Here is a 12,996-nt window from a genome sequence, read left to right as displayed (position 1 = left end):
ATTTGAAATGAATTCCAGATATCCCAGGTATAGCCATGAATAATCTCAGAAGGCTCGATCTGAACCTGCTCGTCACGCTGGACGTGCTGCTCGCGGAGCACAACGTCACGCGCGCGGCCGAGAAGCTGAACATGTCGCAGCCCTCGGTCAGCGTGCAGCTGCAGAAACTGCGCGACGTATTCGGCGATCCGCTGCTGCTGCCGGGGCCGCGGGGAATGCGGCCGACCGCGCGCGCGGAAGCGCTGCGCGAGCCGTTGCGCGATGCGCTCGAAGCCATCGAGCGCGCGGTGATTCCGACCACGCCGTTCGATCCCGCGACCGCGACGAACACGTGGCGCGTGGCCGCGACCGACTACGGCGAATCGACGATCGTGCTGCCCGCGCTGCGCACGCTGCGTTCAACCGCGCCCGGCACGCGGCTGGCCGTCGTCGAGCTCGTGCCGCCGCGCATCGAGCAGGATGCCGAACGAAACGGCATCGACCTGGCTTTTCATACGACCGAAGGGTCGCCGCCCGGCATGCGGCGCCTGCCGCTGTTCGTCGAGCGTTACGTGCTGATCGGCCGTGCCGGTCATCCGAAGCTGAAGCGGCGCCCGACGCTCGCGCAGTTCGCCGCGCTCGAGCACGTGATCGTGTCGCCCGACGGCGGCGGCTTCTTCGGCGTGACCGACGAAGCGCTCGCGAAGGTGGGCGCTGCGCGGCGCGTCGTGCTGTCGGTGCCGCACTTCCTGTTCGTGATGTCCGCCGTCGCTGGCACCGATCTCGTCGCGATGCTGCCCGAGCGGCTGGTGCGCGACGTGCCCGCGCTGCGCGTGGTGGACGCGCCGGTCGAGGTGCCCGGCTATGAAATGTCGATGCTGTGGCACGAGCGCGTGCATCGCGATCCCGCGCATCGGTGGCTGCGGGAGACGATCGCGGCGGCGATGTAGATCGTCCGCCCGCTCGATGCGATCGCCCGCGTCGAGCGCCGAGCGCTGACGCACGAAATTCTGCATTCGGGGCTTGAAACCGCACCAAACACTGTATATATTTACAGTGCTTTTGCACCATTTGACCCGAATTCCGTCATCCACAGACGAACGGACTTTTGTGAGGCGACCATGTTCCAGGCTTCCGCATTCGATCCCGAGCAACCCGGCTTCAATCCCGTCCACTTCGAGCGCGCCGCGCAGCGGGCGGTCGTCGATCTGCAGCGTGTCGTCGGCGGCCCCGCGCAGCGGGCGCTCGGCCTGCGCCGCCGCACCCACCCGGCCGCTGTCCGCACGATGAGCTGGCAGGCGCTGCTGAACGTCGAGGAGTTGGCGTTCTCGAATCCCGGTTTCCTGAACCGCAACGATCCGACCGTCGTCGACGCGTTCATCCGGCTGCGCGACAGCCGGCTCGTCGCCGCGGACGTCGAGGAGCCCGTCGACTGGCAGCGCGACGACGACGACCTGCCGGCCGTCTATCTGATCGTCAAGGCGATGCTCGAAGCGGAACAGGAAGAGCGGGCCGAAGCGGCCTGAGCCGCGCCGGTTGATCGCAGTTTCGGCTTGCCGGGCTCGCGCCGTCACGTTGCATGGTGGCGCGAGCGGCGCTGCGGCTGGTTATGGTTCTGCACCCGCGAATGCGCGCATCAAGCGGCAAGCCGCGAACCGTCGCTTAAGCCGACCATCGCCACGCAACGGCCGGCCGGCCGGCCGAACGACCATCGCAGCGCCCGCCCGTTACAACCGCGCCGCCAGCCGCGCACCCTGATCGATCGCGCGCTTCGCATCGAGTTCGGCGGCCAGTTCAGCGCCGCCGATAAGATGCACCGAGTGCCCGGCCGCCTGCAACGGCGCGAGCAACGCGCGCTGCGGCTCCTGTCCCGTGCAGAGCACGATCGTGTCGGCTTCGATCAGTTCGTGGTCGGTGCGCTGCTCGCCGTACGACACATGCAGCCCGCGCGCATCGATCCGTTCGTAGTTCACCCCGCCGATCATCTTCACCTGCTTCATCTTCAGCGTCGCACGGTGAATCCAGCCGGTCGTCTTGCCGAGCCCCTTGCCGAGCGGCGCGGCCTTGCGCTGCAGCAGCGTCACTTCCCGCGCGGGCGCCGACACCTGCGCACGCGTCACGCCGCCGCGCGTCGTGGCCGGGTCGGTCACGCCCCACTCGGCTTTCCATTCATCCAGATCGAGTGCCGGCGACTCGCCGTCCTGCACCAGATACTCGGCGACATCGAAGCCGATCCCGCCCGCGCCTACCACCGCGACCCGCCGGCCAACCGGCTGTTTGCCCGCGAGCACGTCGATATAGCTGAGCACGTTCGGCCTGTCCTGCCCCGGAATCTTCGGGTCGCGCGGCGCGACACCGGTCGCGAGCACGATCTCGTCGTAGCCGCCCGCGATCAGCTCGCTCGCGTCGACGCGGCGGTTCAGGTGCAGCTTCACGCCGGTCAATTCGACCTGCCGGCCGAAGTAGCTCAGCGCTTCGTGAAACTCCTCCTTGCCCGGAATCCGCTTCGCCATGTTGAACTGGCCGCCGATCTCGGCCGCGCCGTCGAACAGGTCGACCTGATGGCCGCGCTGCGCGAGCACGGTCGAACACGCGAGCCCGGCCGGCCCCGCGCCGACCACCGCGATGCGCTTCGGCTGCGGCGCGGGCGTGTATTTCAGCTCCGTCTCGTGACACGCACGCGGATTCAGCAGGCACGATGCGATCTTGTTCTTGAACGCGTGATCGAGGCACGCCTGGTTACAGCCGATGCAGGTGTTGATCTCGTCGGCGCGACCCTGCGCGGCCTTGACGACGAACTCGGCATCCGCGAGCAGCGGGCGCGCCATCGACACCATGTCCGCGCAGCCGTCCGCGAGAATCTGCTCGGCCACTTCGGGCCGGTTGATCCGGTTGGTCGTCACGAGCGGGATGCCGACCTCGCCTTTCATCTTCTTGGTCACCCACGCGAACGCGCCGCGCGGCACCGACGTCGCGATCGTCGGCACGCGCGCCTCGTGCCAGCCGATCCCCGTGTTGATGATGGTCGCGCCCGCGCGCTCGACCGCCTTCGCGAGCTGCACGGTTTCGCTCCAGTCGCTGCCGTCCGGAATCAGGTCGAGCATCGACAGCCGGTAGATCAGGATGAAGTCGCGCCCGACCGCTTCGCGCGTGCGCTCGACGATCTCGATCGGCAGGCGGATGCGGTTCTCGTACGAACCGCCCCACTGGTCGGTGCGCTTGTTCGTATGCATCGAGATGAACTGGTTGATCAGGTAGCCCTCGGAGCCCATGATCTCGACGCCGTCGTAACCGGCTTCGCGTGCGAGCGTCGCGCAGCGCACGAACGCGCGGATCTGCCGCTCGACGCCGCGCGCGCTCAGTTCGTGCGGCGCGAACGGCGAAATCGGCGACTTGATCTTCGACGGCGCGACCGCGAACGGGTGGTAACCGTAGCGCCCCGTATGCAGAATCTGCAGCGCGATCTTGCCGTCCTCCGCGTGCACGGCGCCGGTGATCTCGCGATGCCGGCGCGCGGCGGCCGACGTCATCAGCGTGCCGCCGAACGGCTTGGTCCAGCCGGCCACGTTCGGCGCGAAGCCGCCCGTCACGATCAAGCCGACCCCGCCGCGCGCACGCTCGGCGAAATATTCAGCGAGGCGCGGCAGCGTCTTGCGGCTGTCCTCGAGGCCGGTGTGCATCGAGCCCATCAGCACGCGATTCTTCAGCGTCGTGAAGCCGAGATCGAGCGGGGCGAGCAGGTGGGGAAAGGGTGTCGTCATGATGATTCGGCCAATAAGCGATGCCTGCCATCGTAGGCGCGCGCCCCCTTGAACGTGAGGGGGCAAACAGCCATAATGCTTGTCATTTCCGGCCAAATCGACATGACCTCCCCGTCTCGCAAGGACCGCCTCGGGCTGCGCCGGCCGACCATTCCGGTCGCCTATACGCGCCTGCTGCTGCAGGCGCTGGCCGCACGCGGCGTCGACCTGGCCGCCGTGCGCGCCGGCACGGGCCTGCGCGACGCGGTGCTGGCCGAACCGGACGCGCGCGTCGCGCCGTCGCAATGGGGCCGGCTGGTGCTCAATGCGATCGAAATCGGCGGCGATCCGGGCATCGGGCTCGCGTTCGGGTTGCTGCTGAAACCGACCGTGCACGGCTTTCTCGGCTACGCGACGCTGACCGCGCGGGACATCCGCGAAGCGCTGTCGGTCACGCAGCGCTACTTCCGGATGCGCAATCGCCAATACCGGCTGACCTATGCCGAAGACGAGCGCGGCGCGACGCTCGAACTGCACGGCGTGCAGGCGAACCCCGTGCTGCAGCATCACGTGATGTTCGAATTCGTGCTGACGGGGCTCGCGCAGAACATCTCGCAATGGTCCGGCCGCACGTCCCCGCCGATCAGGCTGCAATTCGCGTGGCCGGAGCCCGCGTATTTCGCGCGCTATCGCGACCAGTTGCCGCCGGTGGCATTCGGCTGTGCGGCCAATGCGCTGTGGATCGCGCGCGACGTGCTCGACTGGCCGCTGCCGCTCGCCGACGAAGTCGCGCACCGGCAGGCGCTGGTGCAGGTCGAGCGCGAATATGCGCAGGTGCGGCAGGAGGAAGGCGATCTGGTCGAGCGCGTGCGGGCGGAGCTGGCGCGCGCCGCCGGCGATTATCCGGGGCCGGACATGCTCGCCGACGCGCTGCTCGTGTCGACGCGCACGCTGCGGCGCCGGCTGGAAGAAGCCGGATCGAGCTATCGGCAATTGCTCGACGAAGCGCGGTTTCGCGACGCCAGGCAGTTGCTCGCCGCGTCGGATCTCGATTTGAAAACGATCGCCGAACGGCTGCAGTTCACCGACCCGGCGAATTTCACGCGCGCGTTCCGGCGCTGGGCCGGGCAGACGCCGAGCGCGTTTCGGGAAGCGGCTGCGAGGTGATGGCGTCGGCAGCGACCCGGGCACCGGCGCGAATAACGCCGAACCGTCGGCGGCAGGGTGTGGCGGCTGCGCGCGGATTTCAGCGCCACGCGCCGGCCAACCTGTCGCCCGGCAATGCCGGACGGTGGGCCAAAAGCGGTGGCGTATGATGAGCGCCACATCAAAACGACGTCGCGCGGACCCGCGCCCTCTCCGACCCATGCCCAATCGCACCACCCTGATCGAGGCCACGATCGACCGTGTCGATACTAACCTCATCCGAGTCAAGGCCGATGTCAGGAAGCACCCGCCATACCGTTTGACGATGCAGAACGTCTGCTACTTCGTCACGGCCAACGACGTCGACGAAGAAGCATTCAAGCAGATCGAGAAACTGAGGCCCGGCATGTCGGTGCGCGCCTGCACATTCGAGCATCGCGGCCGTCGCCGGATCGCGTGGATCAGGAGCGGCAGCCTTGCCATCGCGCCGTACGACGTGCGCGCGCAAAAGCGACGGAACCTGTCGCTGCTCGCCTGGGCGTCGTGCCTGGTCGTGCTGAGTCTGGGTACCGCTGCCGCGGCACTCCATTCGGGTTGGGCGTTCACCTCGGCACTGGCCACCGTCGTGTCCATCGTCGGTCTGGTGGGCGACCTGGTCGCCATCGGCGGCTTGTCCGACCTGATCTTCCAGCCGCAGCGACGCGAAGCCCAGGATTGCTGGCTAGGCGAACCGTCCGGTTTCAGCGCGGAGCGCAGCAGCCGATGACGAACCACGACATGCAGACCGTATCCGGCCGCGTGACGGCAATCAGCCAGCAATCGATCGAGACGAAGGTCTGGAGCAACAACCTGGGCGCGACGACGCAAAGTATCGAGGAAATCACGCTCAAACTCGATTCGCTCGCGTCCCCCCTCGTGTTCAGGACCAACCGGACGACGCGCCTGTTCATCGCCGATGGCGATCGATTGAATGTCGCCTATGTCGGCGACCAGGATCGCCAGTTCGTCTACGGCATTCGCAACATGACCGACGGTTCGGCTTATCTGCTGCGCCCCGCCAAAGTCGCCGGCGCCCGGGCCGACCTTTTCGTCATGCTCATTTGCGTGATCGGCGCGGCCGTCGTCAGCGGAATCGTATCCGCAGTGACGCTCAGCATGGAATCGACGTTCGACGTGTTTGCGCTGATCAGCGCGAGCGTAATCGGCTTGTGCGTGCTGAGCGCGATCCTGCGCATCCTGTTCGGCGTGATCGTATGGCCCGAAATCAGAAGACTGGCGCAGCCGGGCGGCAAACGCGAAATGAACGCGGCCGCTCAAGCGCTGTCGCTCACGCAGGAAGAAACCCGACACGTGCGCTTCATCTGACCGGGACAGGTGCGGCTACCGCGCGGCGAACGACGCTGCTCGCTCCGGATCGCATCGCCGCGGCCACCGCCTGACTCGCCATCAGCGAGCGTCGCTCGTTCAGGTCGAACCGGATCCGGCCGGACGAGCATCAGCGCCCAGATAAATCCGCGCGCCGCCGTCCCCTTCACCTCCCTCGCCCGCTTCGATCCGCACGTCGCCCGTTGCGGCGACGATCGCGTCATACACATCGTCGCTCACGCACACCACCGGCACCGCGATCGAATACAGCTCGGCGGCCACGATCGCGCCGATCGAGATGATCAAATCGCGTTCCTTCAGCACGATCCCGACCGGCCCCGTGCCGTTGCGCACCGCTTCCGCGAGCACGCTGCTGCTCGAGCTCGAGCCCTTCGCGTGCGGCATCACCATCACCTTGCCGGCGAGGCTCGCGCCGGCCTGCGGATGCCCGCTATCGACGATCCTGCCCGCGCCCGAGTCGTAGCCGCCCCAGAAGCTGAGCGGCTTGTCGAGGATGAACGGACGCGCGCACGCGCTGCCCGGCACGAGCGTGTCGCCCGTCAAGAATGTGTCCGTCGCTTCAGTCATCGAATCGCACCTTGCCTTCGTACGCGGACCGCACGCATTCGCGCATGCTGCCGTACGCGACGGTCACGCCGATGTTCGCGGGCGCATACGACGCCCATTTCCCCGAGTTGGTCATCACCAGCCCCGACAACTGCTTCATCACCGGCGTGATGTACGTGCAGGTATCGACGACGATCTGGATGCCACGCGCGGCGAATTTCTCCGCGAGGCCGGCTTCCTCCAGTTCCCACAGAATGAAGCGGCTCGTGTTCACGTAGAAATCACAGGCCGGCTTGCCGTCGAACGCGTCGAGCAACGTGTCGAGCGCGCGGAATTCGGCCAGCGAAAAATGCGGTGTGCCGAGCGCGACCGCGACGAGCGCGTCGCCGGCCGCACCGTGATTCAGCGTGCGGCGAATCTCGTCGAGATCGGCCATCGTGATATCGACCGTGCGCTGCGCCGCGCGGCCGTGCAACGCGGCGTCGAGCGTCGGCGCCTCGGGCGTCACGCCAACCGCATGGAACAGCGCGACGGCCCCGCTCGACGCGGCGGCCGCGCCGAGCGCCTTGAGTTCGTCCTCCGTGGTATCCGCCGGCAGCCCGACGATCGCCGGCACGACCGCCCCCGCGATCTTGCCGACCGCCAGGCCAAGCGCGGCGAAATAGATGTCGCGCGACGGCAGGCGGCTGAAATCCGGCGCATGGAACACGATCCGCGCGGCGCGGTTCGCGTCGACATGCAGCCCCGCGTACGGCGCGCGCCCGGTGATCGCGGCGGCCAGGTCGAGAAAATCGCCGTAGCGGCTCGTGCGCGCACCCAGCACCGAATTCGCGAACACGATCGCATTCGATTCGGCCCACGCGATCTGCTCGCCCAGCGCGGGGCGATTCTTCAGTTGATACGGCGCGCACGTGAAGCTCGATTCGCAGCCGAGCAGCAGATGCGCGTCCATCAGGCGCTGCGCATCGCGCTGGATCGTGCGGTCGCCGTGGTACAGCTCGGGATGGATCAGGTCGAGCGACCCGACGTTCAAAGTGGTCGGCACCGCGACCTTCGCGCCCGTGTCGACGAAATAGTCGACGAAGTCGAGGCTCGTCTGGCCGTGATACAGACAGCCGTCGATATGGGCGGACGTAATGTCGATCAGGTGCGGCGCGGACATCACTTGCGCGGTGCGCGCGACGATCCGCATCGCGCGGGCGACGCCATCGCCGAAATCCCCGCGCAACATGGCGTCGTCGCGCTCGCTCAACTGCAGCATCGGTTGCTCCTCGTGACGCGTACCGGCGGCGGCGCCGGCTCGTGAAATCAGTCAGAGGACTCTACAACTGGAAATAAAAACTGTCCAGATTACATTTCAACCGGACAGAAATTAAACCAATTTGCGCAATCAAATGCTTTCAAGGCGACCCTTGGCTTGAATTCCGCACCAGTTGGTCGCCCCGCCGAACCGTCCAACCCTTGCCTAGCGTTCCGCCGTCAGGCTGAACAACTCGTTGCGCAACGCCTTCGCCCGCTCGCGGCCGAACTGCGTGTCGAATTCGTCCTGCGCGGCTTGCCACGCGACTTTTGCCTGCGCGAACATGCGTTCGCCGAGCTTCGTGAGGTGCAGCGCATGCGCACGCGCATCGTGCTCCGACGCCGCCGTCGAGACGAAACCGTCGCGCTGCAACGGCTTCAGCGCACGCAGCAAGGTCGTGCGATCCATCACGAGCATATCGGCGAGTTCGCTCATCAGCAGGCCGGGGTGGCGCGTGAGGTTCGCCATGATCGAGAACTGGGCGGGCGTGACGCCGACCGGGGCCAGATGGCGTTCGTACAGTTGCGTGACGAAGCGCGCCGCCTGACGCAGCGCGAGACAGTTGCACGCCTGGGCAATCGAGGTGTCGTTCATGTTCGGCAATCTATATGTGCATATGCATAAAGTCAATGTACACTCCGCCGTAACATGGCCTGGGGCCGGCCATCGCGTCAAGGAGACGGACATGGACTACATCGACAAGCTGCGTATCTTCCGGTCGGTGGTGGAAATGCGCAGCTTCACGCGCGCCGCCGACATGCACGGCCTCGCGCGGCCGGTCGTATCGCGTGCGGTCGCGGATCTGGAGGCGCGTTTCGGCAGCCGGCTGCTGCACCGGACGACCCGCCAGGTGTCGCTGACCGAAACGGCCGAGCGCATCTACGAGCGTTGCGCGGCCGTGCTCGACGAGCTCGACGCGCTGGAAGTGGAAGCGCAGACGCACACGCGCGAGCCCGAAGGCCTGCTGCGCCTCGTCGCGCATACGACAGCCGCGCTGAACCGGCTCGTGCCGTTGATCGCCGGCTTCAAGGCCGCGCATCCGAACGTGCGCCTCGACGTCACGCTGACCGAGCGCCCGGTCGATCTGGTCGGCGAAGGCTACGACATCGGCATCGTCGTGCCGTACATGCTGACGAGCGAATCGACCGTCGTGCGGCTGGTCGAGCGCATTCCGGTCGTGATCGTCGCGACGCCTGCATATTTGCGAGCACATGCGCGCCCCGAAACGCCGCCCGACCTCGCCAATCATCCGTTCGTGCCGATTTCGCCGTCGCTGCGCCGCCCGGCGCTGTCGTTCCGGGTCGACGGCAACCTGCTCACCGTGCCGTTCCGTTTCGACATCTCGTCGAACAGCCCCGTGTTCAACCGCGAAATGGTCATGCACGATTTCGGCATCGGCGTCGTCCCGAAAACACTGGTCGAGGCCGAACTGGCGTCGGGCGCGCTCGTGCAGTTGCTGGAAGACGCCGATCTCGTCGACGCGTTCGTCGAAATCAAGCTCGCCTACGCGAACCGCGCGCTGCTGCCCGCGAAGGTGAAGGCGTTCATCGACTACACGGCCGCGTACTGCGACCGCGAAGGCTGGATCGTTCCGGCAGCGGCGTGACGCCGGGTGCGCGAATGCGCGTTTCCGACGCCGATTGATACAACCACGGCACCAATCTGATCCCGCCGCGCCCCTCGCTTCGTGCCGCCTCGCCACCTAACATGTGCACATGCACAAGACCACGCTCACCGATGACGATTGCTTCGCGGTCCGGCAAGCCGCCCGGCGGATCTCGCAGTTCTATGAGCGCTACCTGTCGCGGGCGGGCGTCACGCCGTCGCAATACAGCATCCTCGCGCTGCTGCGCGAGCGGCCCGGGCTGACGATGGCGACGCTGTCGAACGTGCTGGTGATCGAACGCACCGCGCTGCTGCGCGCGCTCAAGCCGCTCGTCGGCGCGGCGCTGGTGACGGGGCGGATCGAGCCGCCATGCCGCGGTCAGACGTTCGCGCTGACCGCGCACGGCGAAACGAAGGTGGCCGATGCGCACGTGCACTGGCTCGCCGCGCAGGAAGCGTTCGAGCGGTGCTTCGGGTCGGCGCAGGCGGCCCGACTGAGAGACGAATTGTTCCGGATCACGCACAACCTGCCGGAACGCTGACCCCTTCCCCGATCGACGTCGTGCTGTCGATCGTTTTGATAAGTGCATATACATAGGTGAATCGATGGATACGACCCAAGACGCTGCCTCGTCGCGCGAAGCAGCCACAACCGAACGGCCCGCCAAGCAGCAACGCCGCGTGCCGTGGATGCGCATCGCGGTGGGCGCCGTCGTCGTCGTGGTCGCGGCCGCCGCGCTCGACTGGCTGTTCGTGCTGCGCGTTCAGGAAAGCACCGACGACGCGTATGTCGGCGGCGACGTGACCGTGCTCGCGCCGAAGGTCAACGGCTTCGTCGACAAGATCCTCGTGACCGACAACCAGCGCGTGAAGGCCGGCGACGTGCTCGTGCAGCTCGATGCGCGCGACTACGACGCGAAGCTCGCGCAGGCCAGCGCCGAAGTCGACAGCGCGCGCTCCGCCGTGACCGAACTCGAAGCGAAGCAGCAGCTGCAATTCGCGGTGATCGGCCAGCACGCGGCCGACAAGAACGCGTCGTCCGCCGAACTGACGCGCGCCGCGTCGGACCGCGTGCGCTACCGCGAACTCGTGAAGTCGGACGCCGTATCGAACCAGATCGTCGAGCGCGCGGATGCCGACTACTCGAAGGCCGGCGCGGCCGTCGAACGCAGCGACGCCGCGCTGCTCGCGTCGAAGCGGCAACTCGACGTGCTCGGTGCGCAGCTCGCCGATGCGCAGGCCCGCGTGAACACCGCGCTCGCCGCACAGCGCGTCGCGGCGCTCAACGTCGAATACACGACGATCCGCTCGCCGGTCGACGGTTACGTCGGCAACCGCACGGGCCGCGTCGGCATGCTCGCGAACGTCGGCGTACCGCTGCTGACGGTCGTGCCGGCCTCCGGCCTGTGGATCGACGCGAACTTCAAGGAAGACCAGTTGCGCAAGATGCGCGCGGGAGACCGCGTCGACGTCGCGCTCGATGCGTCGAGCACGCGACTGCATGGCCGCGTCGACAGCCTGGCGCCCGCGACCGGCGCGACCTTCAGCGTGCTGCCGCCCGAGAACGCGACCGGCAACTTCACGAAGATCGTCCAGCGCGTGCCGGTGCGCGTGCATCTCGATCCGCAGCCCGGCATCGAACACGTGCTGCGCCCCGGCCTGTCCGCGGTCGTGACCGTGCATACCGATCACAAGAACTGAGCGGGAGCCGACGATGACCACCGCGTTTTCCGGCGACCCCGCGTCGCAACCGACCAAACAGCGCGTGTTCGCGTTCGCGCTGATGTGCGTCGGCTTCTTCATGGCGACGCTCGACATCCAGATCGTCGCGTCGTCGCTGCGCGACATCGGCGGCGGGCTGTCCGCGAGCCAGGACGAACTGTCGTGGGTGCAGACCGCGTACCTGATCGCCGAGATCATCGTGATCCCGATGTCGGGCTGGCTGTCGAAGGTGATGTCGACCCGCTGGCTGTTCGCCGCGTCGGCCGTCGGCTTCACGATCACCAGCATGCTGTGCGGGCTCGCGTGGGACATCAACTCGATGATCCTGTTTCGCGGGATGCAGGGCGCGCTCGGCGCCGCGATGATCCCGACCGTGTTCACCACCGCGTTCGTGCTGTTCCCCGGCAAGCAGCGGCTGATCGCATCGACCACCATCGGCGCGCTCGCGTCCCTCGCGCCGGCGATCGGCCCCGTGATCGGCGGCTGGATCACCGACCAATGGTCATGGCACTGGCTGTTCTACCTGAACCTTGTGCCCGGCATCGCGGTAGCCGCGCTGGTGCCGCGCTACGTGCATATCGACGCACCCGATCTCAGCCTGATCAAGCGCGGCGACTATCTCGGCATCGCGCTGATGTCGGGCTTCCTCGGCTGCCTCGAATACGTGCTCGAGGAAGGCCCGCGCAAGAACTGGTTCGGCGACGACGCGATCGTGATCTGCGCGTGGATCTCCGGCATCTGCGGCTTCCTGTTCATCGTGCATGCGCTGACCGCGAAAGATCCGATCGTCGACCTGCGTGCGCTCGCCGTGCGCAACTTCGGGATCGGCAGCCTGCTGTCGTTCGTGACCGGCATCGGGATCTTCGTGACCGTCTTCCTGACCCCGCTGTTTCTCGCGCAGGTGCGTGCGTTCAGCTCGCTGCAGATCGGTATCGCACTGCTGTCGGTCGGCGCGTTCCAGTTGATCGCGCTATGTGCGTATGCGTTCGCCGCGCGCTACGTCAGCATGCGTGCGCTGCTCGTGTTCGGGCTGATCTGCTTCGGCCTCGGCTGCTACCTGTACACGCCGATCACGCACGACTGGGGCTGGCGGGAATTGCTGCTGCCGCAGGCGCTGCGCGGCATCGGCCAGCAGTTCAGCGTGCCGCCGATCGTGACGATGGCGCTCGGTTCGCTGCCGCAGTCGCGCCTGAAATCGGCGAGCGGGTTGTTCAACCTGATGCGTAACCTCGGCGGCGCGATCGGTATCGCCGTGAGCGCGACGATGCTCAACGACCGGCTGAATTTTCACTATCTGCGGCTGAACGAGCACGTGAGCGCCGGCGAACCGCAGGTCGCATCGCTGCTCGATCGCCAGGCCGCGTACTGGGGCTCGGTGGCCGGCAATACGCTGAACACCGCGCAGGCCGGGCTCGCGAACCTGCATCGGCTGATCTATCGCGAAGCGCTGACGTTGACCTATGCGGACGCGTACTACGCACTGTCGCTGTGCTTCGTCGTCGCGCTGCTTGCCGTCGTGTTTTCCAAACCCATTACGTTGAACGCGCCGCCGCCGGACGCGCACTGAGGCCC

13 protein-coding genes are annotated in these 12,996 nt (G+C 66.9%); 9 read left to right on the top strand and 4 right to left on the bottom strand.

Annotated elements, in window-relative coordinates; genetic code table 11:
• Positions 1-35: 35 nt before the first annotated feature.
• Positions 36-929, top strand: coding sequence for a LysR family transcriptional regulator (locus HWX07_RS16955; RefSeq protein WP_175877029.1), 894 nt, complete (start codon positions 36-38; stop codon positions 927-929).
• Positions 930-1,100: 171 nt separating this feature from the next.
• Complete coding sequence (locus HWX07_RS16950) at positions 1,101-1,505, top strand: DUF2471 family protein (protein WP_089436111.1); 405 nt, start codon at positions 1,101-1,103, stop codon at positions 1,503-1,505.
• Between the two features lie 201 nt (positions 1,506-1,706).
• Here HWX07_RS16950 and HWX07_RS16945 read toward each other — a convergent pair whose 3' ends face one another.
• On the bottom strand, positions 1,707-3,740 hold the full coding sequence (locus HWX07_RS16945) for an FAD-dependent oxidoreductase (protein ID WP_175877028.1): 2,034 nt from the start codon (positions 3,738-3,740) through the stop codon (positions 1,707-1,709).
• A gap of 75 nt (positions 3,741-3,815) precedes the next feature.
• On the opposite strand from HWX07_RS16945, the gene HWX07_RS16940 reads away from it, so the two are divergent.
• The 3 genes from HWX07_RS16940 (at position 3,816) to HWX07_RS16930 (ending at position 6,230) form a co-directional block, all read left to right on the top strand.
• The gene (locus HWX07_RS16940) at positions 3,816-4,886 is read left to right on the top strand and encodes an AraC family transcriptional regulator (RefSeq protein WP_175877027.1); all 1,071 of its coding nucleotides are present in this window, start codon (positions 3,816-3,818) and stop codon (positions 4,884-4,886) included.
• Between the two features lie 199 nt (positions 4,887-5,085).
• On the top strand, positions 5,086-5,631 hold the full coding sequence (locus tag HWX07_RS16935) for a hypothetical protein (protein ID WP_226209958.1): 546 nt from the start codon (positions 5,086-5,088) through the stop codon (positions 5,629-5,631).
• An 11-nt stretch (positions 5,632-5,642) separates the two neighbouring features.
• A complete protein-coding gene (locus tag HWX07_RS16930; protein WP_244130004.1) occupies positions 5,643-6,230 on the top strand; it encodes a hypothetical protein in 588 nt (195 codons plus the stop codon).
• Positions 6,231-6,329: 99 nt separating this feature from the next.
• On the opposite strand, the gene HWX07_RS16925 is transcribed toward HWX07_RS16930, so the two are convergent.
• From HWX07_RS16925 to HWX07_RS16915, 3 genes are all read right to left on the bottom strand, one after another.
• The gene (locus tag HWX07_RS16925) at positions 6,330-6,818 is read right to left on the bottom strand and encodes a DUF126 domain-containing protein (protein ID WP_175877024.1); all 489 of its coding nucleotides are present in this window, start codon (positions 6,816-6,818) and stop codon (positions 6,330-6,332) included.
• Complete coding sequence (locus tag HWX07_RS16920; protein WP_175877023.1) at positions 6,811-8,058, bottom strand: aconitase X; 1,248 nt, start codon at positions 8,056-8,058, stop codon at positions 6,811-6,813. Before HWX07_RS16920 ends, HWX07_RS16925 begins: the two co-directional genes overlap by 8 nt.
• 204 nt (positions 8,059-8,262) lie before the next feature.
• Positions 8,263-8,691 (bottom strand): MarR family winged helix-turn-helix transcriptional regulator, encoded by a 429-nt coding sequence (locus HWX07_RS16915; RefSeq protein ID WP_175877022.1) that lies wholly within the window; start codon positions 8,689-8,691, stop codon positions 8,263-8,265.
• Between the two features lie 91 nt (positions 8,692-8,782).
• On the opposite strand from HWX07_RS16915, the gene HWX07_RS16910 reads away from it, so the two are divergent.
• The 4 genes from HWX07_RS16910 (at position 8,783) to HWX07_RS16895 (ending at position 12,991) form a co-directional block, all read left to right on the top strand.
• Positions 8,783-9,703, top strand: coding sequence for a LysR family transcriptional regulator (locus HWX07_RS16910; protein ID WP_175877021.1), 921 nt, complete (start codon positions 8,783-8,785; stop codon positions 9,701-9,703).
• A 109-nt stretch (positions 9,704-9,812) separates the two neighbouring features.
• On the top strand, positions 9,813-10,244 hold the full coding sequence (locus HWX07_RS16905) for a MarR family winged helix-turn-helix transcriptional regulator (RefSeq protein ID WP_043886629.1): 432 nt from the start codon (positions 9,813-9,815) through the stop codon (positions 10,242-10,244).
• 64 nt (positions 10,245-10,308) lie between these two features.
• Positions 10,309-11,403 carry an HlyD family secretion protein gene (locus HWX07_RS16900; RefSeq protein WP_175877020.1) on the top strand — a complete coding sequence of 365 codons (1,095 nt, stop codon included), beginning with the start codon at positions 10,309-10,311 and terminating at the stop codon, positions 11,401-11,403.
• Positions 11,404-11,416: 13 nt separating this feature from the next.
• On the top strand, positions 11,417-12,991 hold the full coding sequence (locus HWX07_RS16895) for a DHA2 family efflux MFS transporter permease subunit (protein ID WP_175877019.1): 1,575 nt from the start codon (positions 11,417-11,419) through the stop codon (positions 12,989-12,991).
• Positions 12,992-12,996 lie beyond the last annotated feature (5 nt).

The organism is Burkholderia sp. BCC0097 (assembly GCF_902832985.1).
GTDB classification, from domain to species: Bacteria; Pseudomonadota; Gammaproteobacteria; order Burkholderiales; family Burkholderiaceae; genus Burkholderia; species Burkholderia orbicola.
This window is presented reverse-complemented; position numbering and strand designations above follow the sequence as displayed.

Excerpts from the sequence above, each read along its gene's own strand:
- HWX07_RS16935 (WP_226209958.1), top strand. The coding sequence starts at position 5,086 with ATGCCCAATCGCACCACCCTGATCGAGGCCACGATCGACCGTGTCGAT.
- HWX07_RS16945 (WP_175877028.1), bottom strand. The coding sequence starts at position 3,740 with ATGACGACACCCTTTCCCCACCTGCTCGCCCCGCTCGATCTCGGCTTC.
- HWX07_RS16905 (WP_043886629.1), top strand. The coding sequence starts at position 9,813 with ATGCACAAGACCACGCTCACCGATGACGATTGCTTCGCGGTCCGGCAA.
- HWX07_RS16915 (WP_175877022.1), bottom strand. The coding sequence starts at position 8,691 with ATGAACGACACCTCGATTGCCCAGGCGTGCAACTGTCTCGCGCTGCGT.
- HWX07_RS16940 (WP_175877027.1), top strand. The coding sequence starts at position 3,816 with ATGCTTGTCATTTCCGGCCAAATCGACATGACCTCCCCGTCTCGCAAG.
- HWX07_RS16910 (WP_175877021.1), top strand. The coding sequence starts at position 8,783 with ATGGACTACATCGACAAGCTGCGTATCTTCCGGTCGGTGGTGGAAATG.
- HWX07_RS16950 (WP_089436111.1), top strand. The coding sequence starts at position 1,101 with ATGTTCCAGGCTTCCGCATTCGATCCCGAGCAACCCGGCTTCAATCCC.
- HWX07_RS16900 (WP_175877020.1), top strand. The coding sequence starts at position 10,309 with ATGGATACGACCCAAGACGCTGCCTCGTCGCGCGAAGCAGCCACAACC.
- HWX07_RS16920 (WP_175877023.1), bottom strand. The coding sequence starts at position 8,058 with ATGCTGCAGTTGAGCGAGCGCGACGACGCCATGTTGCGCGGGGATTTC.
- HWX07_RS16925 (WP_175877024.1), bottom strand. The coding sequence starts at position 6,818 with ATGACTGAAGCGACGGACACATTCTTGACGGGCGACACGCTCGTGCCG.
- HWX07_RS16930 (WP_244130004.1), top strand. The coding sequence starts at position 5,643 with ATGCAGACCGTATCCGGCCGCGTGACGGCAATCAGCCAGCAATCGATC.
- HWX07_RS16895 (WP_175877019.1), top strand. The coding sequence starts at position 11,417 with ATGACCACCGCGTTTTCCGGCGACCCCGCGTCGCAACCGACCAAACAG.
- HWX07_RS16955 (WP_175877029.1), top strand. The coding sequence starts at position 36 with ATGAATAATCTCAGAAGGCTCGATCTGAACCTGCTCGTCACGCTGGAC.